Here is a 24127-nt window from a genome sequence, read left to right on the forward strand (position 1 = left end):
AAAAAGGCGACCACAGGGTCGCCTTTGTTGTTACCGACCGGCGCAGGCGCCGGTGGTGAGTATTACTGCTGCTGCTGAGACGACTGAATCGCGGTCAGCGCGATGGTGTAGACGATATCGTCTACCAGCGCGCCGCGGGACAGGTCGTTCACCGGCTTACGCATACCCTGCAGCATCGGCCCGATGGAGATCAGGTCAGCAGAACGCTGTACGGCTTTGTAAGTGGTGTTACCGGTGTTCAGATCCGGGAAGATGAACACGGTCGCGCGGCCGGCAACCGGAGAGTTCGGTGCCTTGGATTTTGCCACGTCAGCCATAACGGCGGCATCGTACTGCAGCGGGCCGTCGATCATCAGGTCAGGACGTTTTTCCTGCGCCAGACGCGTTGCTTCACGCACTTTTTCGACGTCGCTACCGGCGCCGGAGGTGCCGGTGGAGTAGGAGAGCATCGCCACGCGCGGTTCAATGCCAAAGGCAATTGCGGAGTCCGCAGACTGAATCGCGATCTCTGCCAGCTGTTCTGCGGTTGGGTCCGGGTTAATCGCGCAGTCGCCGTACACGTAAACCTGTTCAGGCAGCAGCATGAAGAACACGGAGGAAACCAGAGAGCTGCCCGGCGCCGTTTTGATCAGCTGCAGCGGCGGACGGATGGTGTTGGCGGTGGTGTGTACCGCGCCGGACACCAGGCCGTCGACTTCGTCCTGTTCCAGCATCAGGGTGCCGAGAACGACGTTGTCTTCCAGCTGCTCGCGAGCAACCGCTTCGGTCATACCTTTGCTCTTACGCAGTTCGACCAGGCGAGCCACGTAGCTTTCGCGAACCACTTCCGGATCGACGATTTCGATACCCGAACCCAGCTCTACACCCTGAGCGGCGGCAACGCGGTTGATCTCATCCGGGTTACCCAGCAGCACGCAGGTTGCGATACCGCGTTCTGCACAGATTGCCGCAGCTTTAACGGTACGTGGCTCGTCGCCTTCCGGCAGAACGACGCGTTTGCCCGCTTTGCGCGCCAGCTCGGTGAGCTGGTAGCGGAAGGCCGGCGGAGAGAGGCGACGGCTGCGCTCGGAGGTCGCAGTCAGGGACTCGATCCAGTCGGCGTTGATGTAGCTTGCCACGTATTCCTGAACTTTCTCGATGCGCTCGTGATCGTCAACCGGAACTTCCAGGTTGAAGCTCTGCAGGCTCAGAGAGGTCTGCCAGGTGTTGGTGTTCACCATGAATACCGGCAGGCCGGTGGCAAACGCGCGTTCGCACAGCTTGCTCACGCGGGCGTCCATTTCGTAGGCGCCGGTCAGCAGCAGCGCGCCGATTTCTACGCCGTTCATCGCCGCCAGGCAGGCTGCAACCAGGACGTCAGGACGATCGGCGGAGGTCACCAGCAGGGAACCTGCGCGGAAGTGTTCCAGCATGTGCGGAATGCTGCGCGCACAGAAGGTAACGGATTTCACGCGGCGGGTGTTAATGTCGCCTTCATTGATGATGGTGGCATTCAGGTGGTGCGCCATATCGATTGCGCGGGTGGCAATCAGATCGAAGCTCCACGGCACCGCGCCGAGGATCGGCAGCGCGCTGCCGTTCTGCAGCTGGGCCGGATCGATCTTGACCACTTTCGCTTTCGATGAGTCATCGAAAATTTCAGACAGGTCAGGACGGGTACGTCCCTGCTCGTCAACCGGCGCGTTCAGCTTGTTGACGATAACACCGGTAATGTTGGTGTTCTTCGTGCCGCCGAAGCTGTTGCGGGTCAGTTCGATACGCTCGTTCAGCTGTTCCTGGGTATCGGTGCCCTGGGACATCACGAAGACGATTTCAGCGTTCAGGGTTTTGGCGATTTCGAAGTTCAGCGACTGGGCAAACTGGTGTTTACGCGTCGGAACCAGGCCTTCTACCAGCACGACTTCAGCATCCTGAGTGCTTGCGTGGTAGTTAGCGATGATCTCTTCCATCAGCACGTCTTTCTGGTTGCTGGACAGCAGCGACTCGACGTGGCTCATCTTCAGCGGCTCTGCGGCCGGAAGGTTGGAATTCGCGCGCACGATAGCGGTCGTCTGGTCAGGCGCATCGCCGCCAGCACGCGGTTGCGCGATAGGTTTAAAGACGCTCAGACGAACGCCTTTACGTTCCATAGCACGGATAACGCCGAGGCTGACGCTGGTCAGGCCTACGCTGGTTCCGGTAGGGATTAGCATGATTATACGGGACACGATATATCCTCTTTCGTTACCGCCAGTATCAGGCGGGATACAAAAACAGCACCCCCAGCTTCCCGTCATACTTCAAGCTGCATACTTGTTGGCTTTTGCCCTTGCGGGCCGCCGCGACGACAGATTTGTCGCTCACCCCGGTCACGTACTTCTCTTACGCTTCCGGGGATTTGCTGCGTCGCCGCTTTCCTGCAACTCGAATTATTGAGGGTTATCGCTGGCGGTGTGCAATCAGGCGGTCAGACGGTTGGCGTCTTGCGCGATAACCAGCTCTTCGTTGGTCGGGATGACCAGTGCAGGGCGGGTACCTTCTTTGTTGATGAAGCCGGACTTGCCGAAACGGGCTGCCAGGTTGCGTTCATGGTCAACATCGAAGCCCAGTACGCCCAGTTTGCCCAGAGACAGTTCACGCACCATCGCCGCGTTTTCACCGATGCCGCCGGTGAAGATAACCGCGTCCAGACGACCGTCCATCAGCGCGGTGTAGGAGCCGATGTATTTTGCCAGGCGGTGGCAGTAAACGTCCATCGCGCGCTTAGCGTCTGCTTTATCCGCGTAGTTGTCTTCAACATAACGACAGTCGCTGGTGACTTCAGTCAGGCCGAGCAGGCCGGACTCTTTGGTCAGCATTTTGTTGATTGCATCAACGCTCATGCCCAGGGAGTCGTGCAGATGGAAGATGATTGCCGGGTCGATATCGCCTGAGCGGGTACCCATGACCAGGCCTTCCAGCGGAGTCAGACCCATAGAGGTATCAACGCACTGGCCGTTACGGATAGCGGAAACAGAACCACCGTTGCCCAGATGGCAGGTGATGATGTTCAGCTCTTCAACCGGTTTGTTCAGGACTTTTGCTGCTTCCTGAGTCACGTAGAAGTGGCTGGTGCCGTGGGCGCCATAGCGACGGACGCCATGCTCTTTGTAGAGGCTGTACGGCAGGGCGTAGAGGTAAGACTCTTCCGGCATGGTCTGATGGAACGCGGTGTCGAACACGGCAACGTTCTTGTTTTTCAGGTGCGGGAAGGATTTCAGCGCTTCAGCAATACCGATCAGATGCGCCGGGTTGTGCAGCGGTGCGAAAGAGGCGGAATCTTTGATGCCCTGAATGACGGAATCGTCAATGACCACGGAACTGGTGTATTTCTCACCACCGTGAACGATACGATGGCCAATTGCGGTCAGCTGAGCAGACAGTTCTGGTTTTTGTGCCAGAATAGTGTTAACGATAAAGTTAAGCGCTTCACTGTGAGCGGCGCCAGCGCCTAAATCTGCTTCTTGTTTGCTGCCATCCATTTTCCATTTGATACGCGCTTCAGGAAGATGGAAACATTCGGCTAAACCGGACAGATATTCGTCACCGTTGAGAGCATCAATGATAGCAAATTTCAGTGAGGAACTACCGCAGTTCAGAACCAGTACTAGCTTACTCGACATGGAAGTACCTTTTATGATACGTGGCTAAAAAAACGTCATTGTGTCACAAAGCGTAGCGCAGGATGACATCGACATTTATGATTAACATCATGCCTTGTTCTGTTTCCGGGCACGATGAGATAAGTACATTTGATTTTATGCCATTTTGGATAATTTTCAGACAATGGCAGAATATGCGATAATTTGACTAACCTGGTAAAAGGGTCTATCGCCCTTTCAGGTGGGCACAGGATACCTGATTGCCGCACCCATTGCCAAAATGTTTTGAACGTTGTCATGCACAGTTGGTGTTTTGCACGAATATTTTAAGATTTATATGTAAAGTTGAGGTACAGCCATGTCGACACCCGAGAATCGTCCCGTTAGCTTTTTCAGCTTGTTTCGCCGCGGGCAGCATTACACAAAGACCTGGCCTTTAGATAAACGCCTCGCCCCGGTGTTTATTGAAAACCGCATTATTCGCGCCACCCGCTACGCGATTCGTATCATGCCGCCGGTCGCCGTCTTTACGCTATGCTGGCAAATTGCCCTCGGCGGCCAGCTGGGTCCCGCGGTCGCCACGGCGCTGTTTGCGTTGAGTCTGCCCATGCAGGGACTGTGGTGGCTGGGTAAACGGTCGGTGACGCCGCTGCCGCCGTCAGTATTGAACTGGTTTTATGAAGTTCGCGGCAAGCTGCAGGAGGCGGGACAGGCGCTGGCGCCGGTTGACGGTAAGCCGGATTACCAGGCTTTAGCTGACACGCTTAAGCGCGCCTTCAAACAACTGGATAAAACTTTCCTTGATGATTTGTAATTCCCTAAGGAAAACGCATATAAAAGAAGGCGCATAATTAATGCGCCTTCTTTTTTCACGCCGTAAAGTGCCACAGGAGTCAAAAAATGGAAATGACCAATGCGCAGCGCCTGATTTTGTCAAATCAGTACAAGATGATGACGATGCTCGACCCGGACAACGCGGAGCGCTATCGCCGTCTGCAGACCATCATTGAGCGTGGCTACGGGCTGCAGATGCGTGAACTGGACCGCGAATTCGGCGAGCTGACCGAGGAAACCTGCCGTACCGTCATCGATATCATGGAAATGTATCATGCGATGCACGTCTCCTGGACTAACCTCAAGGACGGCAGCGAAATCGACGAGCGTCGGGTGACCTTCCTGGGGTTCGACGTGGCCACCGAAGCGCGTCTCCTCGGCTATGTGCGCTTTATCGTCAACGTTGAGGGGCGCTACAGCCACTTTGACGCCGGCACTCACGGCTTCAATTCGCAAACGCCGATGTGGGAAAAATATCAGCGTATGCTGGCCGCCTGGCACTCATGCCCGCGCCAGTACCATTTGAGCAGCAACGAAATTAATCAAATTATCAACGCCTGATGGAGGTTTCCGTGCAGTGTAAAGGTTTCCTGTTCGATCTTGACGGGACGTTAGTCGATTCTTTGCCGGTGGTGGAACGCTCGTGGTGTAAGTGGGCGGATCGTTTCGGCATCCCGCATGATGAAGTGCTGAACTTTATCCACGGCAAGCAGGCGATAACCTCTTTACGTCATTTTTTACCCGGGCGTAGCGAAGAGGAGATTCAGGCGGAATTCCGCTACCTCGAAGCGGTAGAGGCGCAGGATACCGACGGCATTACGGCGCTGCCGGGGGCGGTTGCGCTGCTGACTCAGTTGGATAGCGCAGGCATCCCGTGGGCTATCGTCACCTCCGGTTCGGTGCCCGTCGCCCATGCGCGCCATCGCGCTGGGGGCCTGCCCGACGCTAAAATTTTCGTCACGGCGGAGCGGGTGAAGCACGGCAAGCCGGCGCCCGATGCCTATCTGCTCGGGGCAGAGCTGCTGGGGCTGGCGCCGCAGGCGTGTGCGGTGGTTGAGGACGCACCGGCGGGATTACTGTCCGGCCTGAGCGCCGGATGCCGTACGATTGCCGTTAACGTGCCTGCCGACGCGCCGCGTCTCGATGAAGCAGACTTTGTGCTGACCAGCCTCGAAGAGCTGGAGATTGTTCGGCAGCCAGACGGCAACGTTAGCGTTACGCTTAAAGCATAATCTCATGATTTAGCCCCGCGCTGGCGGGGCTTTTTTGTGCCACAATTTCGACTCCATCTTCAGACAAGGATAAGTTGTGAACGGTGAACTGATTTGGGTGCTGTCTCTTCTTGCCGTTGCGGTCGTACTTTTTGCCACCGGAAAAGTGCGCATGGATGCTATCGCGCTGCTGGTGATCGTCGCCTTCGTTCTCAGCGATACGCTGACTCTCAGCGAAGCGTTTTCCGGTTTTAGCGATCCGAACGTTATTCTTATCGCCGCGCTGTTTATCATCGGTGACGGCCTCGTGCGCACCGGCGTCGCAAGCAAAGTCGGCAGCTGGCTGGTGAAGGTAGCGGGCAGCAGCGAAACAAAAATGCTGATCTACCTGATGCTGACCGTCGCCGGGCTGGGCGCGTTTATGAGCTCCACCGGGGTGGTGGCTATCTTTATTCCGGTGGTGCTGAGCGTTTCTGCACGCATGAATACCTCCCCGTCGCGCCTGATGATGCCGCTGAGCTTTGCCGGGCTTATCAGCGGGATGATGACCCTGGTGGCAACGCCGCCTAACCTCGTCGTCAACAGCGAGCTGATACGCGAAGGGCTGCAGGGCTTTAGCTTCTTTAGCGTGACGCCCATTGGCCTGGTGGTTTTGCTGCTGGGCGTTTTCTACATGCTGGCGGTTCGCTTTATGCTGAAAGGCGACGAGGGCGAGCTGTCGCGCGACGGGCGTAAGAGAAGCACCTTTCGCGATTTAATCAAAGAGTATCATCTAACCGGCAGGGCGCGTCGCCTGGCGATCCGCCCCGGTTCGCCGATGATTGGCCAGCGCCTCGACGATCTTAAGCTGCGCGAACGCTACTGCGCTAACGTTATCGGCGTGGAGCGCTGGCGTCGTTTTCGGCGGGTGATTGTGAACGTTAACGGGGTATCCGAGTTCCGCGCCCGCGACGTTCTGCTGATTGATATGTCGGCTTCGGACGTCGATTTGCGCCAGTTCTGCGGGGAGCAAATGCTCGAGCCGATGGTGCTGCGCGGGGAGTATTTCTCCGACCAGGCGCTGGATGTCGGTATGGCGGAGGTGACGCTGATCCCCGACTCGGAGCTTATCGGTAAAACGGTACGTGAAATCGCCTTCCGCACCCGCTTTGGTCTCAATATTGTCGGCCTGAAGCGGGACGGTAAAGCCCTCGATGGCGCGGTGGTCGATGAGTCCCTGCAGCTTGGGGATATCATGCTGGTGGTCGGCAACTGGCGGCAGATAGCCCTGCTGGCGAAGCGCGGGCGTGATTTTGTGGTGCTAAATATGCCTATCGAGGTGAACGATGCCTCACCGGCCCACAGCCAGGCGCCGCACGCTATTTTCTGCCTGGTACTGATGGTGGCCCTGATGCTCACCGATGAAATTCCCAACCCCATTGCCGCTATTATCTCCTGTCTGTTGATGGGGAAATTTCGTTGCATCAACGCCGAGAGCGCCTATAAGGCGATTCACTGGCCGAGCATTATTCTGATCGTCGGGATGATGCCCTTTGCGCTGGCGCTGCAAAAAACCGGCGGCGTGGATTTAGTGGTTCAGGGGCTGATGGACGTTGCCGGCAGCAAAGGACCCTATTTAATGCTGGGCTGCCTGTTTGTGATGTGCGCGGCCATTGGCCTGTTTATTTCAAATACCGCAACGGCGGTGCTGATGGCGCCGATTGCGCTGGCGGCGGCGAACTCAATGGGCGTGTCGCCTTACCCCTTTGCGATGGTGGTGGCGATGGCGGCTTCGGCGGCGTTTATGACCCCGGTATCTTCACCGGTTAACACCCTGGTACTGGGTCCCGGTAAATACTCGTTCAGCGATTTTGTGAAGATCGGCGTGCCTTTTACCGTGCTGGTGATGGTGGTTTGCGTGCTGCTGATCCCGGTTCTGTTCCCGTTCTGAGCCCGTTTCCTCATGGCCCGGCCGCAGGCCGGGCTAGCGTCGATTTTACAGCGGGGAGTCCTGGCTGATTTCATCCAGAGAGAGATGAAAGCTCGGGACAAACACCTGCATAAAATAATCCATTTCATCGCTGCGGCGGGATTCCAGCGTTTTCTCGAGCCGGCCTTTGGCCAGTAAAAATTCGTTATTTCCGGCCGACAGCTCTTCGAGGCATTTCAGATAGGCGCAGAGCGCATCGGCCTGCTTGACGATTGATTTTTCCTCTTCGCTGTAGCTGTGTTCATCAATCAGCGGCGCAAAAATATCGCGCAGCTCGTCGGGGACCATATCGATAAGCTTCTGCTGAGCAATTTTCTCAATGGCCTTATATTCCTGGGCGATCTGCGAGTTGAAATATTTTACCGGTGTCGGCAGATCGCCGGTTAAAACTTCCGACGCATCATGGTACATCGCCAGCAGTGCGATCCGCTCGGCGTTAACGTTGCCCGCAAACTTACGATTCTTAATTGCCGCCAGCGCATGGGCGACCATGGCGACCTGCAGACTATGCTCGGACACGTTTTCGGTGCGCACGTTGCGCATCAGCGGCCAGCGGTTAATCAGCTTCAGGCGGGAGAGGTGGGCAAAGAAATGACTCTGACTCATAAGGACCCTTAATCAGTGACGACATCGGGTTCCATTGTGCGCAGGGATTGCCGCCGGATGCAAATACCGGCGGCGGGTTCGACTTATCAGAGCTGGTGATAGCCGGAGAGGAAGCGGCCGAAACGTGAAATGGCCATTTCCAGATCGTCTTCGCGAGGCAGGGTCACGATACGCACGTGATCCGGCCACGGCCAGTTAAAGGCGGTACCCTGAACCAGCAGCACTTTCTCCTGCAGCAGGAAGTCGAGCACCATCTTCTGATCGTCGTGAATGTTAAAGCGCTTAGCGTCAATTTTCGGGAACATATAGAGCGCGCCTTTCGGCTTCACGCAGGAGACGCCCGGGATCTCGTTAATCAGCTCCCAGGCGCGGTTACGCTGCTCGTACAGGCGCCCGCCGGGAACAATAAACTCGCTGATGCTTTGATAACCGCCAAGGGCCGTCTGAATGGCATGCTGCGCCGGAACGTTGGCACACAGGCGCATGGAGGCCAGCATTTCCAGGCCTTCGATATAGCCCTTAGCGTGTTTTTTCGGTCCGTTCAACACCATCCAGCCCTGGCGGAAGCCGGCGACGCGATAGGTTTTTGACAGGCCGTTAAAGGTAATCGTCAGCAGGTCGGGAGCCAGCGCGGCGATCGAGTGGTGCTGGGCTTCGTCGTACAGGATCTTGTCGTAGATTTCATCAGCAAAGATGATCAGATTATGCTGGCGAGCAATTTCGACGATCTCCAGCAGCAGCTCTTTTGAATAGACCGCGCCGGTCGGGTTGTTCGGGTTAATAATCACGATCCCGCGGGTGCGTGGGGTGATTTTTGCGCGAATATCGTCGAGATCCGGGAACCAGTCGGCGGACTCATCGCAAAGATAGTGCACTGCTTTACCGCTGGAGAGCGATACCGCCGCCGTCCACAGGGGATAATCCGGCGCCGGGACCAGCATTTCGTCACCGCTGTTCAGCAGCGCCTGCATGGCCTGGACAATCAGTTCCGATACGCCGTTGCCGATATAAATATCTTCAACCGTCACGTCGCGCATGCCGCGGGCCTGATAGTGCTGCATGATAGCTTTGCGCGCCGAGTAGAGGCCTTTAGAGTCGCAGTAGCCCTGGGCGGTCGGTAAATTACGAATGACGTCAACGAGGATTTCATCCGGGGCATCGAAGCCAAACGGCGCCGGGTTGCCGATGTTCAGCTTGAGGACTTTATTGCCTTCTTCTTCAAGACGCTTCGCTTCTTTGAGTACCGGGCCACGGATGTCGTAACAGACGTTGTCTAACTTGCTGGATTTTTCGATAGGGGACATGAATCTTTGCCTTTTTAGCTGTTATCGCCACTCCCTGCCGTGGAAGTCAGCTCGGAACAATGTACTCTTCATCCCCGCTGTTTTGAAGGGTTAGCAGGAGAAGATTTTGCTAATGTTCTTTTTTTAGGGTAATCGATTTATCTGTTGATTGGCTTTAGTGTTTATAGAATATGCCTTTAAGTCGTATTTTATTGGTCAGATCTTGTGGTTTTATCGCCATATGATGAGCGTTTATCTGGTTTGAGGCGACGGGGAGGTCCTGCGCTGATACTTTTTTGCTCACAAAAAAGCACTATGCTTTTAACTGACGGGGGACGACTGTAGCGGTAATGTTAAATATACTTAATAAAAACATCTAAGAGATTAATGAGTCTTATTTTTTGGCAATGAATAATCCTGGTTTTGTTAATTTAATTAAAGTCCTGAAAAAATGTTTAAAATTATCTTTAATAATACTGATTTGCCCTTATAAATAAGGCGGTTTTCGGTTAGGATGTCGTTGTTAATATCAAATAAACCTCGTAAATAATGCGGTTTTTCTTATTAATATATTGTTATTGCAGGCTTTTTGTTTGTCGTTCAGCAAGCTTTTGCGCAGGCAGACTGCGTATTGACGTGCAGGGCTGCGCTGTAGATGGCTTTTTTGAATCAGGTCACATAAAGCGGCTCGCCGTAATTAGAAAAGGCTTAGGCGTACGAACAAAATATGACTCAGAGGTTCCGCACAATTGACGCGGACGAGCACTTTCAAATGCAATAACGTTCTTCCAGCTGTCGCCCGTTTCCTTTTTGCGGATGACACGAGGCTCAAGGAATAGCCGGAAACCTGGAGCACAGCATCAACAAGGCAGGTCAGCGATAGCTACCTGTGAGTGAAGCAACATGATAAATGCAAATCGTCCAATACTAAATCTCGACCTCGATCTGCTGAGAACGTTTGTTGCCGTTGCCGATTTGAGTACGTTTGCTGCCGCCGCTACGGCGGTGCGCCGTACTCAGTCTGCGGTGAGCCAGCAGATGCAGCGGCTGGAGCAGCTGGTCGGAAAAGAGCTCTTTGCCCGCCACGGGCGCAATAAGCTATTAACTGAGCAGGGCATTCAGCTGCTCGGCTATGCGCGTAAAATTCTGCGCTTTAACGACGAAGCCTGCATGTCGTTGATGTTTAGCAGCCTGCAGGGGACGTTGACTATCGGCGCCACCGACGAAACGGCGGATACCATTTTACCGTTTTTGCTTAATCGGATCGGCAGCTTCTACCCGAGGCTGACCCTCGAAATTAAGGTTCTCAATCATGCCGAGGCGGTGGAGAGGCTGGCAAACGGCGCGATAGATCTCGCGTTGACCACCCATCAGTCTGACAGCTTTGAAATGCTGACGCTGCGCACGTCGCCAACCCTGTGGTACTGCGCGGCGGACTACGTGCTGCCGCACGAGGCGTCGGTACCGCTGATCCTGCTTGAGGGGCCCGGGCCCTTCCGGGATGATATTACCTCGGCGCTCAATAGCGCGCAGACGCCGTGGCATTTGGCCCATTCGGCATCCTCACTGGCGGGCGTTAAAGCGGCGGTGAAAGCCGGGCTTGGCGTGACGGCGCGGCCGGTTGAGATGATGAGCCCCGAGCTGCGGGTGGTTGGCAAGAGCGACGGCCTGCCGGGGTTACCGGATACTCGCTACGTTTTGAGCTGCGATCCGCAGAGCGTGAGCGAACTGGCGCAGGCCATCTTTCAGTCGCTGAGCCAGGACCATAATCCCTGGTCGTCGGACCCGCTCTTTACCCCCGAAGGGGGAGGCCATACCCTCATCTCCTGAGGGGGATTTAAGCTACATTGGTCACAAAAAGCTGGTAACAAAATGTAAATGCAAAAAGGAGCCGCTGAGGTGAGAATTAGACCCTGCGGCTCTTTTTTTTCTTATTTTACAGTGATTTTTAATATATTGTTGTTTTATTGTTATGCATATCAGTCGGTTAGCGACAATCCGACCGACACTTCTCTACTTTTCCCTGCACTTTCAATAGTTCATGCTAATGTTAAAAAACCGGCCAGTTTGTTGCTGTTTTTTTGGTTTAATTAACAAAAGCGTGTCACAGATCAAGAAAATACCCCTCCTTAGGGGGAGGAATCGAGGCTAAATCCTGTCAAAATAGACGGGTAATTATGATTTACAATGGAAACGGACACGATTCAACAACACTAAATCCAATTGGTATGCAAGGTTATTTCGCATAAAAGGGCATTTAATGTTAATGAAAAAAACCTAATGTAAATTAATGTTGTTAAAACTTTTGTTGAAGTTGACAAAAGGTTAAAGAAAGGGGTAAAAAGCCAGCGCATATGGCCTTCTACGATAAGTAGGGACGCTTTTTTGCAAGGTTATTTTTTTATTCCTCCCCGTGAAACGCTGTGGCGTTCATCTGCCAGTAAGAGCAGAGGGTTTAGCGCTACACTTTTTTGGTTAAGCAATGCGTATGTCAACATCCACTGAAGTCATCGCTCATCATTGGGCATTCGCTATATTTCTCATCATTGCCATCGGCCTGTGCTGCCTGATGCTTGTCGGGGGCTGGTACCTCGGCGGTCGCGCGCGCGCGCGAAGCAAAAACACGCCGTTTGAATCGGGGATCGACTCCGTTGGTTCGGCTCGCTTACGTCTTTCTGCGAAGTTTTATCTGGTTGCCATGTTCTTCGTTATCTTCGACGTGGAAGCCCTGTATCTCTACGCATGGTCGACCTCTATCCGTGAAAGCGGTTGGGTTGGCTTTGTGGAAGCCGCAATTTTCATTTTAGTGCTACTGGCTGGTCTGGTTTATCTCGTACGTATCGGCGCACTGGACTGGACGCCTGCGCGTTCCCGTCGCACGCTGGTTAACTCAGAAACAGACAGTCCCACTAACCGTCATATGCAGTAAAAGCGAGGCAATAAGATGGATTATACGCTCACCCGCATAGATCCTAACGGTGAGAACGACCGTTACCCCCTGCAAAAACAGGAGATCGTAACTGACCCCCTGGAGCAAGAAGTCAACAAAAGCGTGTATATGGGGAAACTCGAACACGCGCTGCATGACATGGTGAACTGGGGCCGTAAGAACTCAATCTGGCCCTATAACTTCGGCCTTTCTTGCTGCTACGTAGAAATGGTGACGTCATTCACTGCGGTGCATGACGTCGCGCGTTTTGGCGCGGAAGTTCTGCGTGCCTCTCCTCGTCAGGCTGACCTGATGGTGGTCGCGGGCACCTGCTTCACCAAGATGGCACCGGTTATTCAGCGTCTTTACGATCAGATGCTGGAGCCGAAATGGGTTATCTCCATGGGGGCGTGTGCCAACTCCGGCGGTATGTACGATATTTATTCTGTCGTGCAGGGCGTAGATAAATTTATTCCGGTTGATGTTTACATCCCGGGCTGTCCGCCGCGTCCGGAAGCTTATATGCAGGCGCTGATGCTGCTGCAGGAATCTATTGGTAAGGAGCGCCGTCCTCTCTCGTGGGTGGTTGGCGATCAGGGCGTCTATCGCGCCAACATGCAGTCGGAACGTGAGCGTAAACGCGGCGAACGCATTGCAGTGACCAATCTGCGGACTCCGGACGAGATTTAATTTGCGCCTGCGGGCGGCGGCAAAATACTTCGCAAATCAATCTACAACAGCGCGAAGCGTCGCCCGGCAGTCACCACGGACCTTTTGCAATGGTGAACAATATGACCGATTTAAACGCGCATGACGCCGCACCAGCCTGGCAAACCCGCGATCACCTTGATGACCCGGTGATCGGCGAACTGCGCAATCGTTTTGGCCCGGATGCCTTTACCGTTCAGCCAACCCGTACCGGCGTACCGGTAGTTTGGGTGAAGCGCGAGCAGCTGCTTGAGGTGGCCGATTTCCTGAAGAGATTGCCAAAACCTTACATCATGCTGTTCGATCTGCACGGCATGGACGAACGTCTGCGCACCCACCGTGACGGGCTACCCGCCGCGGATTTTTCCGTTTTCTATCACCTGATTTCTATTGAACGCAATCGCGATATTATGCTCAAGGTAGCATTATCCGAAAACGATCTGCGCGTTCCGACATTGACCAAACTGTTCCCTAACGCCAACTGGTATGAGCGTGAAACGTGGGAAATGTTTGGCATTGATATCGAAGGCCACCCGCACCTGACGCGCATCATGATGCCGCCGACCTGGGAAGGCCACCCGCTGCGTAAAGACTATCCGGCACGCGCCACCGAATTCGACCCGTTTGAGCTGACGAAAGCGAAACAGGATTTGGAAATGGAAGCGCTGACCTTCAAGCCGGAAGAGTGGGGCATGAAGCGCGGGACCGAAAATGAGGACTTTATGTTCCTTAACCTCGGCCCGAACCACCCCTCCGCGCACGGTGCTTTCCGTATCGTTCTGCAGCTGGATGGCGAAGAGATCGTCGACTGCGTTCCGGATATCGGCTACCACCACCGCGGTGCTGAAAAAATGGGCGAGCGCCAGTCGTGGCACAGCTACATTCCTTACACCGACCGTATCGAATATCTCGGCGGCTGCGTCAATGAGATGCCGTACGTGCTGGCGGTAGAAAAGCTGGCGGGTATTACCGTGCCGGATCGCGTCAACGTGATTCGCGTGATGCTCTCCGAGCTGTTCCGCATCAACAGCCACCTGCTGTACATCTCCACCTTTATTCAGGACGTTGGCGCCATGACGCCGGTGTTCTTTGCCTTTACCGATCGCCAGAAAATCTACGATCTGGTAGAAGCCATCACCGGTTTCCGTATGCACCCTGCGTGGTTCCGCATCGGCGGCGTCGCGCATGACCTGCCGCGCGGCTGGGATCGCCTGCTGCGTGAATTCCTTGAGTGGATGCCAAAGCGTCTGGATTCCTACGAAAAGGCCGCGCTGCGTAACAGCATTCTGATTGGCCGTTCGAAAGGGGTGGCCGCTTACAATGCGAAAGAAGCGCTGGAGTGGGGCACCACCGGTGCTGGCCTGCGCGCGACCGGCATTGGCTTCGACGTGCGTAAATGGCGTCCGTATTCAGGCTATGAAAACTTCGACTTTGAAATCCCGACCGGCGGCGGCATCTCCGACTGCTACACTCGCGTGATGTTAAAAGTCGAAGAGCTGCGCCAGAGCCTGCGCATCCTTCAGCAGTGTCTCGATAATATGCCGGAAGGGCCGTTCAAGGCGGATCATCCGCTGACCACGCCGCCGCCGAAAGAGCGCACGCTGCAGCATATCGAAACCCTGATCACCCACTTCCTGCAGGTTTCCTGGGGCCCGGTTATGCCGGCCAACGAATCCTTCCAGATGGTTGAAGCGACGAAGGGTATTAACAGTTACTACCTGACCAGCGACGGCAGCACCATGAGCTATCGCACCCGTATCCGCACGCCGAGCTATGCGCACCTGCAGCAGATTCCGGCGGCGATTCGCGGCAGCCTGGTATCCGATCTTATCGTATATCTGGGTAGTATCGATTTTGTTATGTCAGACGTGGACCGCTAATTATGCACGAGAATCAACAACCACAAACCGAGGCTTTTGAGCTGAGTGCGGTAGAGCGTGAGGCAATTGAGCACGAGAAGCACCACTACGAAGACCCGCGTGCGGCGTCCATCGAAGCGCTGAAGATCGTTCAGAAACAGCGTGGCTGGGTGCCGGATGGCGCGATCTATGCGATCGCCGACGTACTGGAGATCCCGGCAAGCGATGTCGAAGGCGTTGCGACCTTCTACAGCCAGATCTTCCGTCAGCCGGTTGGCCGTCACGTCATTCGCTACTGCGACAGCGTGGTGTGTCATATCACCGGCTATCAGGGGATTCAGGCAGCACTTGAGCAAAAGCTGAATATCAAGCCGGGTCAGACAACGTTTGATGGCCGTTTTACCCTGTTACCGACCTGCTGTCTGGGTAACTGTGATAAAGGCCCAAGCATGATGATTGATGAAGACACCCACAGTCATCTGACGCCGGAAGGAATTCCTGATTTGCTGGAGCGGTATAAATGAAAAACGTTATCCGAACTCCCGAAACGCATCCGCTAACCTGGCGCCTGCGCGATGACAAACAGCCGGTATGGCTGGATGAGTATCAGAGCAAAAACGGCTACGAGGGTGCCCGTAAGGCGCTGCTGGGCCTGGCGCCGGATGAGATCGTCAACCAGGTAAAAGACGCCGGCCTGAAAGGGCGCGGCGGCGCGGGCTTCTCCACCGGTCTGAAGTGGAGCCTGATGCCGAAAGACGAATCCATGAACATCCGTTACCTGCTGTGTAATGCCGATGAGATGGAGCCGGGCACCTATAAAGACCGCCTGCTGATGGAGCAGCTGCCGCACCTGCTGGTGGAAGGCATGCTGATCTCCGCGTTTGCGCTGAAAGCGTACCGCGGCTACATCTTCCTGCGCGGCGAATATATTGAAGCGGCGGTCCATTTGCGCCGCGCCATTGCCGAAGCGACCGAAGCCGGCCTGCTGGGCAAAAACATTCTCGGCACCGGTTTCGATTTCGAACTGTTCGTGCACACCGGGGCAGGGCGTTACATCTGCGGCGAAGAGACCGCGCTGATTAACTCCCTCGAAGGTCGTCGCGCCAACCCGCGCTCCAAGCCGCCGTTCCCGGCGAGCTCCGGCGTGTGGGGTAAGCCGACCTGCGTCAACAACGTCGAAACCCTGTGTAACGTCCCGGCCATTCTGGCCAACGGCGTCGAATGGTACCAGAACATCTCTAAGAGCAAAGATGCGGGTACCAAGCTGATGGGCTTCTCCGGTCGGGTGAAGAACCCGGGCCTGTGGGAGCTGCCGTTCGGTACCACCGCGCGTGAAATCCTCGAAGACTATGCCGGCGGTATGCGTGATGGCCTGAAGTTTAAAGCCTGGCAGCCGGGTGGCGCAGGGACTGACTTCCTGACCGAAGCGCATCTCGACCTGCCAATGGAGTTCGAAAGTATTGGCAAGGCGGGCAGCCGTCTGGGTACCGCGCTGGCGATGGCCGTCGACCACGAGATCGGCATGGTTTCGCTGGTGCGTAACCTTGAAGAGTTCTTCGCCCGTGAGTCCTGCGGCTGGTGTACGCCCTGTCGTGATGGCCTGCCGTGGAGCGTGAAGATCCTGCGCGCCATTGAGCGCGGCGAAGGCCAGCCGGGTGATATCGAGACACTTGAGCAACTGTGTCGATTTCTTGGGCCGGGTAAAACCTTCTGCGCGCATGCGCCAGGCGCGGTCGAACCGCTGCAAAGCGCCATTAAATATTTCCGCGACGAATTCGAAGCAGGCATTAAGCAGCAGTTCAGTAATACCCATGCAATCAACGGGATTCAGCCGAACCTGCTTAAGACGCGCTGGTGATTCCCACCGACTCGTTCAGCCGGCGCCAGGGCGGCAGCTGAGTGAGGAAGTGGTAACGATTTTTTTAATTTGGAAGCATGCTAATGGCTACGATTCATGTAGACGGCAAAGAATACGAGGTCAACGGAGCGGACAACCTGCTAGAGGCTTGTCTCTCTCTCGGTCTTGATATTCCATACTTTTGCTGGCACCCGGCGCTCGGCAGCGTCGGCGCTTGCCGCCAGTGTGCGGTGAAGCAATATCAAAACGCGGAAGACACGCGTGGTCGCCTGGTGATGTCCTGTATGACACCGGCATCCGATGGTTCCTTTATTTCTATCGACGACGCTGAAGCGAAACAGTTCCGCGAAAGCGTGGTTGAGTGGCTGATGACCAACCATCCGCACGACTGTCCGGTCTGCGAAGAGGGCGGTAACTGCCACCTGCAGGATATGACCGTGATGACCGGTCATAGCTTCCGTCGCTACCGCTTTACCAAGCGCACCCACCGCAATCAGGATCTGGGGCCGTTCATCTCGCACGAAATGAACCGCTGCATCGCCTGCTACCGCTGCGTACGCTACTACAAAGACTACGCTGACGGCACCGATCTGGGCGTTTATGGCGCTCACGACAACGTCTACTTCGGTCGCCCGGAAGACGGCGTACTGGAGAGCGAATTCTCCGGCAACCTGGTTGAAGTCTGCCCGACCGGCGTATTCACCGATAAAACGCACTCCGAGCGCTACAACCGTAAATGGGATATGCAGTTTGCGCCAAGCATCTGCCAGCAGTGTTCCATCGGTTGCAACATCAGCCCGGGTGAGCGTTACGGCGAGCTGCGTCGTATCGAAAACCGCTATAACGGCACCGTCAACCGCTACTTCCTCTGCGACCGCGGTCGTTTCGGCTATGGCTACGTGAACCTGAAAGACCGTCCGCGTCAGCCGGTTCAGCGCCGCGGCGACGATCTGATCGCCCTCAACGCCGAGCAGGCCATGCAGGGTGCGGCGGATATTCTGCGTCAGTCGAAAAAAGCGATCGGCATCGGATCCCCGCGCGCCAGCCTCGAAAGCAACTTTGCGCTGCGCGAGCTGGTCGGCGCCGAGAACTTCTATACCGGCATCGCTAAAGCCGAGCAGGAACGTCTGCAGATGATGCTGACGGTGCTGCGCGACGGCGGTATTCATACCCCGGCGCTGCGCGACATTGAATCCTACGATGCGGTACTGGTGCTGGGTGAAGATATTACCCAAACCGGCGCCCGCATTGCGCTGGCCGTACGCCAGGCGGTGAAAGGTAAAGCGCGTGAAATGGCCGCGGCGCAGAAAGTCGCCGACTGGCAGATTGCCGCGATCCTTAATATCGGCCAGCGTGCGAAGCATCCGCTGTTTGTCACCAATATCGACGACACCCGTCTGGACGACGTCGCCGCGTGGACCTACCGCGCGCCGGTTGAAGATCAGGCGCGGCTGGGCTTTGCCATTGCGCACGCACTGGATGAAGCCTCGCCGGCGGTGGAAGGCCTGAGCAAAGATCTGCAGGGCAAAATTGACGTGATCGTCCAGGCGCTGGCCGGGGCGAAGAAACCGCTGATCGTCTCCGGAACCAACGCCGGCAGCATCGAGATTATTCAGGCCGCGGCGAACGTCGCTAAGGCGCTGAAAGGTCGCGGCGCAGACGTCGGCGTGACCATGGTTGCCCGCGCGGTGAACAGCGTCGGTCTGGGTATGATCGGCGGCGGTTCGCTGGAAGAGGCGTTGAGCGAGCTGGAAACCGGCGCTGCCGATGCGGTTATCGTGCTGGAAAACGATCTGCATCGTCACGCTTCCGCCGCGCGCGTAGACGCTGCGCTGGCCAAAGCGCCGCTGGTGATGGTCGTTGACCATCAGCGCACCGCGATCATGGAAAAAGCGCATCTGGTGCTCTCTGCGGCAAGCTTTGCAGAAAGCGACGGCACGGTGGTCAACAACGAAGGCCGCGCCCAGCGTTTCTTCCAGGTTTATGACCCGGCCTACTACGATGCGAATACCGTGATGCTGGAGAGCTGGCGCTGGCTGCATTCGCTGCACAGCACCGTCGACAACCGTCAGGTTGACTGGACGCAGCTGGACCACGTCATTGACGCGGTAGTGGCTAAGCTGCCGCAGCTGGCAGGCATTAAAGATGCCGCGCCGGACGCGAGCTTCCGCATTCGCGGTCAGAAGCTGGCCCGTGAACCGCATCGTTACAGCGGCCGCACGGCGATGCGCGCCAATATCAGCGTGCATGAGCCGCGCCAGCCGCAGGACAAAGACACCATGTTTGCCTTCTCGATGGAAGGGAACAACCAGCCGTCCGCGCCGCGTTCGCAAATTCCGTTTGCGTGGGCGCCGGGCTGGAACTCCCCGCAGGCGTGGAACAAATTCCAGGATGAAGTGGGCGGTAAGCTGCGCCACGGCGATCCGGGCGTGCGCCTGATTGAGGCTTCCGCCGAGGGTCTGGATTACTTCACCGCGGTGCCGGCAAGCTTCCAGGCCGAAGAAGGGAAATGGCGGATTGCGCCGTACTACCATCTGTTCGGCAGCGATGAGCTGTCGCAGCGCTCGCCTGTGTTCCAGAGCCGCATGCCGCAGCCGTATCTCAAGCTTAACCCGGAAGATGCGGCGAAGCTTGGCGTCAACGCGGGGGCGATGGTCTCCTTCAGCGTTGAGGGTCATCTGCTTAGCCTGCCGCTGATTATCTCTGCGGGCCTGACGGCAGGGCAGGTTGGCCTACCGATGGGCATGCCTGGCATTGCGCCGGTTCTGACCGGAGCGCGTATTGATACTCTGCAGGAGGCAAAAGCATGAGTTGGTTAACTCCGGATCTCATCGACATTCTGTTAAGCATCCTGAAGGCGGTGGTCATTTTGCTGGTGGTTGTCACCTGTGGCGCATTCATGAGCTTCGGCGAACGTCGTCTGCTCGGGCTGTTCCAGAACCGCTACGGACCTAACCGCGTCGGCTGGGGCGGTTCGCTGCAGCTGGTTGCCGACATGATCAAAATGTTCTTTAAAGAGGACTGGGTTCCGCGCTTTACCGATCGCGTGATCTTTACTCTGGCACCGGTTATTGCCTTTACCTCGCTGCTGCTGGCCTTTGCTATTGTGCCGGTCAGCCCGTCGTGGGTGGTGGCCGACCTGAACATCGGCATCCTGTTCTTCCTGATGATGGCAGGCCTGGCGGTCTACGCGGTGCTGTTTGCCGGCTGGTCGAGTAATAACAAATACTCGCTGCTGGGCGCGATGCGCGCCTCCGCGCAGACGCTGAGCTACGAAGTGTTCCTCGGCCTCTCGCTGATGGGCGTGGTGGCGCAGGCGGGATCGTTCAATATGGGCGATATCGTCAACAACCAGGCGCATCTGTGGAACGTTATCCCGCAGTTCTTTGGCTTTGTTACCTTTGCGATTGCGGGCGTGGCCGTGTGTCACCGTCACCCCTTCGACCAACCGGAAGCCGAGCAGGAACTGGCCGATGGCTACCACATTGAATATTCCGGCATGAAGTTCGGTCTGTTCTTCGTCGGTGAATATATCGGGATTGTCACCGTATCGGCGCTGATCGTGACGCTGTTCTTCGGTGGCTGGAATGGCCCATTCTTACCTCCGTTCATCTGGTTCGCACTGAAAACCGCGTTCTTCATGATGATGTTCATTTTGATCCGCGCATCATTACCGCGTCCACGTTATGACCAGGTAATGTCCTTTGGCTGGAAGGTATGCCTGCCATTAACGCTGATCAACTTGTTGGTAACGGCGGCTGTCATTCTCTGGCAGGCGCAATAAGGGGTGAATTGACCATGACCTTAAAAGAATTATTGGTGGGGTTCGGCACCCAGGTCCGCAGTATCTGCATGATCGGGATGCACGCCTTCGCCAAACGTGAAACCCAGATGTATCCGGAAGAGCCGGTATATCTGCCGCCGCGCTATCGTGGCCGCATCGTGCTGACGCGCGATCCGGACGGCGAAGAGCGCTGCGTTGCCTGTAACCTGTGTGCGGTAGCGTGTCCGGTAGGCTGTATCTCTTTGCAAAAAGCAGAGACCAAAGACGGCCGCTGGTACCCAGAGTTTTTCCGCATCAACTTCTCACGCTGCATTTTCTGCGGTCTGTGTGAAGAAGCGTGCCCAACCACGGCGATTCAGTTGACCCCGGACTTCGAACTGGGTGAATACAAGCGTCAGGATCTGGTGTACGAAAAAGAGGATCTGCTGATTTCCGGTCCGGGTAAATACCCGGAATATAACTTCTACCGGATGGCGGGTATGGCAATCGACGGCAAAGATAAGGGCGAAGCAGAGAACGAAGCTAAGCCTATCGACGTCAAGAGCCTGTTACCGTAAGGAGAGGGCAATGGAATTCGCTTTTTATATCTGTGGCCTTGTCGCCATCCTCGCAACCCTGCGGGTGATCACCCACACCAATCCGGTGCACGCGCTGCTGTACCTGATTATTTCGCTGTTAGCGATTGCTGGCGTGTTCTTCTCGCTGGGCGCGTACTTCGCCGGGGCGCTGGAGATCATCGTTTACGCCGGGGCCATCATGGTGCTGTTCGTCTTCGTGGTGATGATGCTTAACCTTGGCGGCAGCGAAATTGAGCAGGAACGTAAGTGGCTGCAGCCGGGGATCTGGATCGGCCCGGCCATCCTCTCCGCGGTGCTGCTGGTGGTTATCGTTTATGCCATCCTCGGTCTTAACGATCAGGGCATTGAAGGCACCGCGATAAGCGCGAAAGAAGTTGGTATTGCGCTGTTTGGCCCGTACGTACTGGCGGTGGAGCTGGCCTCCATGCTGCTGCTGGCCGGTCTGGTTGTTGCCTTCCATATCGGCCGCGAAGAGCGCGTCGGTGAAGTGCTGAGCAACCGCCAGAACGATAGCGACAAAAGAAAAACGGAGGAGCACGCATGATCCCCTTAACACATGGACTGATCCTCGCCGCGATCCTGTTTGTTCTCGGTCTGACGGGTCTGGTGATTCGCCGCAATCTGCTGTTTATGCTGATTAGCCTGGAGATCATGATCAACGCCGCGGCGTTGGCCTTCGTGGTTGCCGGAAGCTACTGGGGTCAGGCCGATGGTCAGATAATGTATATTCTCGCGATCAGCCTTGCGGCTGCGGAAGCGAGTATCGGTCTGGCGCTGCTGCTGCAGCTCCATCGTCGCCGCCAGAACCTGAACATCGATTCAGTAAGTGAGTTGCGTGGATGAACATGCTTTCCTTAACCATTCTTTTGCCATTGATTGGCTTTGTGCTGCTGGCCTTTTCCCGCGGGCGCTGGTCGGAAAACCTCTCCGCCACCGTGGGAATGGGGTCGGTAGGCCTGGCCGCGCTGGTTACGGCCTTCGTTGGGATGGACTTCTTTGCTAACGGCAGGCAGGCGATCAGCGTTCCGCTGTGGACGTGGATGTCGGTGGGCGATTTCAACATCGGCTTTAACCTGGTGCTGGACGGTCTCTCCCTGACCATGCTCTCTGTGGTTACCGGCGTCGGTTTCCTGATCCACATGTTCGCCTCCTGGTACATGCGCGGGGAAGAGGGCTACTCCCGCTTCTTCGCCTATACCAACCTGTTTATCGCCAGCATGGTGGTTCTGGTGCTCGCCGATAACCTGCTGCTGATGTACCTCGGCTGGGAAGGCGTGGGCCTGTGCTCCTATCTGCTGATCGGTTTCTACTATAGCGATCCGAAGAACGGCGCTGCGGCGATGAAAGCGTTTGTGGTGACCCGCGTCGGCGACGTGTTCCTCGCCTTTGCGCTGTTCATTCTCTACAACGAGCTGGGAACCCTGAACTTCCGCGAAATGGTCGAGCTGGCGCCTCAGCACTTCGAAGCCGGCAACAACATGCTGACGTGGGCGACCCTGATGCTGCTTGGCGGCGCGGTGGGTAAATCCGCGCAGCTGCCGCTGCAGACCTGGCTTGCGGACGCGATGGCGGGCCCGACCCCGGTCTCCGCGCTGATCCACGCCGCAACCATGGTTACCGCGGGCGTGTATCTGATTGCGCGTACGCACGGCCTGTTCCTGATGACGCCGGAAATTCTGCATCTGGTGGGAATCATCGGTGCGGTGACGCTGGTGCTGGCAGGTTTTGCCGCGCTGGTACAAACCGACATCAAGCGCGTGCTGGCCTACTCGACGATGAGTCAGATTGGCTACATGTTCCTGGCGCTGGGCGTTCAGGCATGGGACGCGGCGATTTTCCATCTGATGACCCACGCGTTCTTCAAAGCGCTGCTGTTCCTCTCCTCTGGTTCGGTGATCCTTGCCTGCCATCACGAGCAGAACATCTTCAAAATGGGCGGCCTGCGTAAATCGATTCCTCTGGTGTACGTCTGCTTCCTGGTGGGGGGCGCGGCGCTGTCCGCACTGCCGCTCATCACCGCAGGCTTCTTCAGTAAGGATGAGATCCTCGCCGGCGCGATGGCTAACGGTCATCTCAATCTGATGGTTGCCGGCCTGGTCGGCGCGTTTATGACCTCGCTGTATACCTTCCGCATGATCTTCATCGTGTTCCACGGCAAAGAGCAGATTCACGCTCACGCAGGCAAGGGGATTACCCATCACCTGCCGCTGATTATTCTGCTGGTTCTCTCCACCTTCGTTGGCGCCATGATTGTGCCACCGCTGCAGGGCGTACTGCCGCAGACCACCGAGCTTGAGCACGGCCGCGTAATGACGCTGGAAATCGTCTCCGGGATTGTGGCTATTGCCGGTATCCTCATCGCCGCATGGCTGTGGCTGGGTAAACGCACGCTGGTGACCTCCATCGCCAACAGCGCCCCTGGCCGCCTGCTCGGCACCTGGTGGTACAACGCCTGGGGCTTCGACTGGCTGTACGACAAGGTGTTCGTGAAACCGTTCCTCGGCGTGGCGTGGCTGCTGAAAAGCGATCCGCTGAACTCGATGATGAACATTCCGGCTATCCTCTCCCGCTTTGCAGGTAAAGGCCTGCTGTTAAGCGAGAACGGCTATTTACGCTGGTATGTCGCGTCAATGAGCATCGGTGCGGTTGTCGTGCTGGCGCTGCTGATGGTACTGCGTTGAGTTTGTTGGCTGGGTGAGCGATTGCCGGATGGCGCTGCGCTTATCCGGCCGACAAACCCTAAAAGAATTTTAGAATTCGTTGAAAATCTGTTCCTGAGGTACAGGCGTCATCGGCGAAGTCAGACCGGAGACCGCCAGCGCAGAGCAACCGCAGCGTACGAAAGTGCGCGAGGAGTGCGAGCACTGCCGGAATTCGGGCTGACGAGC

20 protein-coding genes are annotated in these 24127 nt (G+C 56.3%); 16 read left to right on the top strand and 4 right to left on the bottom strand.

All coding sequences use genetic code 11. The features are described 5' to 3' along the window. Positions 1-62: 62 nt before the first annotated feature. Together pta and ackA are read right to left on the bottom strand one after the other, a co-directional pair. Positions 63-2207 carry a phosphate acetyltransferase gene (gene pta, locus RTE01_RS05215; RefSeq protein WP_041146571.1) on the bottom strand — a complete coding sequence of 715 codons (2145 nt, stop codon included), beginning with the start codon at positions 2205-2207 and terminating at the stop codon, positions 63-65. 231 nt (positions 2208-2438) lie between these two features. Beyond that, positions 2439-3641 (bottom strand): acetate kinase, encoded by a 1203-nt coding sequence (gene ackA, locus RTE01_RS05220; protein ID WP_041146570.1) that lies wholly within the window; start codon positions 3639-3641, stop codon positions 2439-2441. A 337-nt stretch (positions 3642-3978) separates the two neighbouring features. Between ackA and yfbV the strand changes: the two genes are divergently transcribed. The 4 genes from yfbV (at position 3979) to RTE01_RS05240 (ending at position 7595) form a co-directional block, all read left to right on the top strand. Continuing rightward, a complete protein-coding gene (gene yfbV / locus RTE01_RS05225) occupies positions 3979-4434 on the top strand; it encodes a terminus macrodomain insulation protein YfbV (protein WP_041146569.1) in 456 nt (151 codons plus the stop codon). 86 nt (positions 4435-4520) lie between these two features. Continuing rightward, on the top strand, positions 4521-5015 hold the full coding sequence (locus RTE01_RS05230) for a YfbU family protein (protein ID WP_041146568.1): 495 nt from the start codon (positions 4521-4523) through the stop codon (positions 5013-5015). Between the two features lie 11 nt (positions 5016-5026). After that, positions 5027-5686: a sugar phosphatase gene (locus RTE01_RS05235; protein ID WP_115193908.1), complete on the top strand. Its 660-nt coding sequence runs from the start codon at positions 5027-5029 to the stop codon at positions 5684-5686. Positions 5687-5762: 76 nt separating this feature from the next. Then, complete coding sequence (locus tag RTE01_RS05240; RefSeq protein WP_041146567.1) at positions 5763-7595, top strand: SLC13 family permease; 1833 nt, start codon at positions 5763-5765, stop codon at positions 7593-7595. Positions 7596-7640: 45 nt separating this feature from the next. On the opposite strand, the gene yfbR is transcribed toward RTE01_RS05240, so the two are convergent. Further along, positions 7641-8240: a 5'-deoxynucleotidase gene (gene yfbR, locus RTE01_RS05245; protein ID WP_041146566.1), complete on the bottom strand. Its 600-nt coding sequence runs from the start codon at positions 8238-8240 to the stop codon at positions 7641-7643. An 86-nt stretch (positions 8241-8326) separates the two neighbouring features. Continuing rightward, positions 8327-9544: an alanine transaminase AlaA gene (alaA, locus tag RTE01_RS05250; RefSeq protein WP_041146565.1), complete on the bottom strand. Its 1218-nt coding sequence runs from the start codon at positions 9542-9544 to the stop codon at positions 8327-8329. Between the two features lie 882 nt (positions 9545-10426). Between alaA and RTE01_RS05255 the strand changes: the two genes are divergently transcribed. From RTE01_RS05255 to nuoL, 12 genes are all read left to right on the top strand, one after another. After that, complete coding sequence (locus RTE01_RS05255) at positions 10427-11353, top strand: LysR family transcriptional regulator (RefSeq protein ID WP_076945794.1); 927 nt, start codon at positions 10427-10429, stop codon at positions 11351-11353. Positions 11354-12005: 652 nt separating this feature from the next. Next, on the top strand, positions 12006-12452 hold the full coding sequence (nuoA, locus tag RTE01_RS05265; protein WP_004865103.1) for an NADH-quinone oxidoreductase subunit NuoA: 447 nt from the start codon (positions 12006-12008) through the stop codon (positions 12450-12452). Positions 12453-12467: 15 nt separating this feature from the next. Next, entirely contained in the window at positions 12468-13142 is a 675-nt protein-coding gene (nuoB, locus tag RTE01_RS05270; protein ID WP_002913178.1) for an NADH-quinone oxidoreductase subunit NuoB, read from the top strand. Positions 13143-13231: 89 nt separating this feature from the next. After that, a complete protein-coding gene (gene nuoC / locus RTE01_RS05275; protein ID WP_041146563.1) occupies positions 13232-15040 on the top strand; it encodes an NADH-quinone oxidoreductase subunit C/D in 1809 nt (602 codons plus the stop codon). A 2-nt stretch (positions 15041-15042) separates the two neighbouring features. Further along, the gene (gene nuoE / locus RTE01_RS05280) at positions 15043-15543 is read left to right on the top strand and encodes an NADH-quinone oxidoreductase subunit NuoE (RefSeq protein WP_134527169.1); all 501 of its coding nucleotides are present in this window, start codon (positions 15043-15045) and stop codon (positions 15541-15543) included. After that, positions 15540-16877: an NADH-quinone oxidoreductase subunit NuoF gene (gene nuoF, locus RTE01_RS05285; RefSeq protein ID WP_041146561.1), complete on the top strand. Its 1338-nt coding sequence runs from the start codon at positions 15540-15542 to the stop codon at positions 16875-16877. The genes nuoE and nuoF overlap by 4 nt, the downstream gene beginning before the upstream one ends. 83 nt (positions 16878-16960) lie before the next feature. Further along, positions 16961-19687 carry an NADH-quinone oxidoreductase subunit NuoG gene (gene nuoG, locus RTE01_RS05290; protein ID WP_141334765.1) on the top strand — a complete coding sequence of 909 codons (2727 nt, stop codon included), beginning with the start codon at positions 16961-16963 and terminating at the stop codon, positions 19685-19687. Beyond that, the gene (nuoH, locus tag RTE01_RS05295; RefSeq protein ID WP_041146559.1) at positions 19684-20661 is read left to right on the top strand and encodes an NADH-quinone oxidoreductase subunit NuoH; all 978 of its coding nucleotides are present in this window, start codon (positions 19684-19686) and stop codon (positions 20659-20661) included. The genes nuoG and nuoH overlap by 4 nt, the downstream gene beginning before the upstream one ends. Positions 20662-20675: 14 nt before the next feature. Beyond that, complete coding sequence (gene nuoI / locus RTE01_RS05300) at positions 20676-21218, top strand: NADH-quinone oxidoreductase subunit NuoI (RefSeq protein ID WP_015365590.1); 543 nt, start codon at positions 20676-20678, stop codon at positions 21216-21218. A 10-nt stretch (positions 21219-21228) separates the two neighbouring features. Then, entirely contained in the window at positions 21229-21783 is a 555-nt protein-coding gene (gene nuoJ / locus RTE01_RS05305; RefSeq protein ID WP_041146558.1) for an NADH-quinone oxidoreductase subunit J, read from the top strand. Next, a complete protein-coding gene (gene nuoK / locus RTE01_RS05310; protein ID WP_002913148.1) occupies positions 21780-22082 on the top strand; it encodes an NADH-quinone oxidoreductase subunit NuoK in 303 nt (100 codons plus the stop codon). Before nuoJ ends, nuoK begins: the two co-directional genes overlap by 4 nt. Beyond that, positions 22079-23920 carry an NADH-quinone oxidoreductase subunit L gene (gene nuoL, locus RTE01_RS05315; protein ID WP_134527166.1) on the top strand — a complete coding sequence of 614 codons (1842 nt, stop codon included), beginning with the start codon at positions 22079-22081 and terminating at the stop codon, positions 23918-23920. The genes nuoK and nuoL overlap by 4 nt, the downstream gene beginning before the upstream one ends. Positions 23921-24127 lie beyond the last annotated feature (207 nt).

The sequence above is a fragment of the Klebsiella terrigena genome (genome assembly GCF_006539725.1).
In the GTDB taxonomy this organism is placed as follows: Bacteria; Pseudomonadota; Gammaproteobacteria; order Enterobacterales; family Enterobacteriaceae; genus Klebsiella; species Klebsiella terrigena.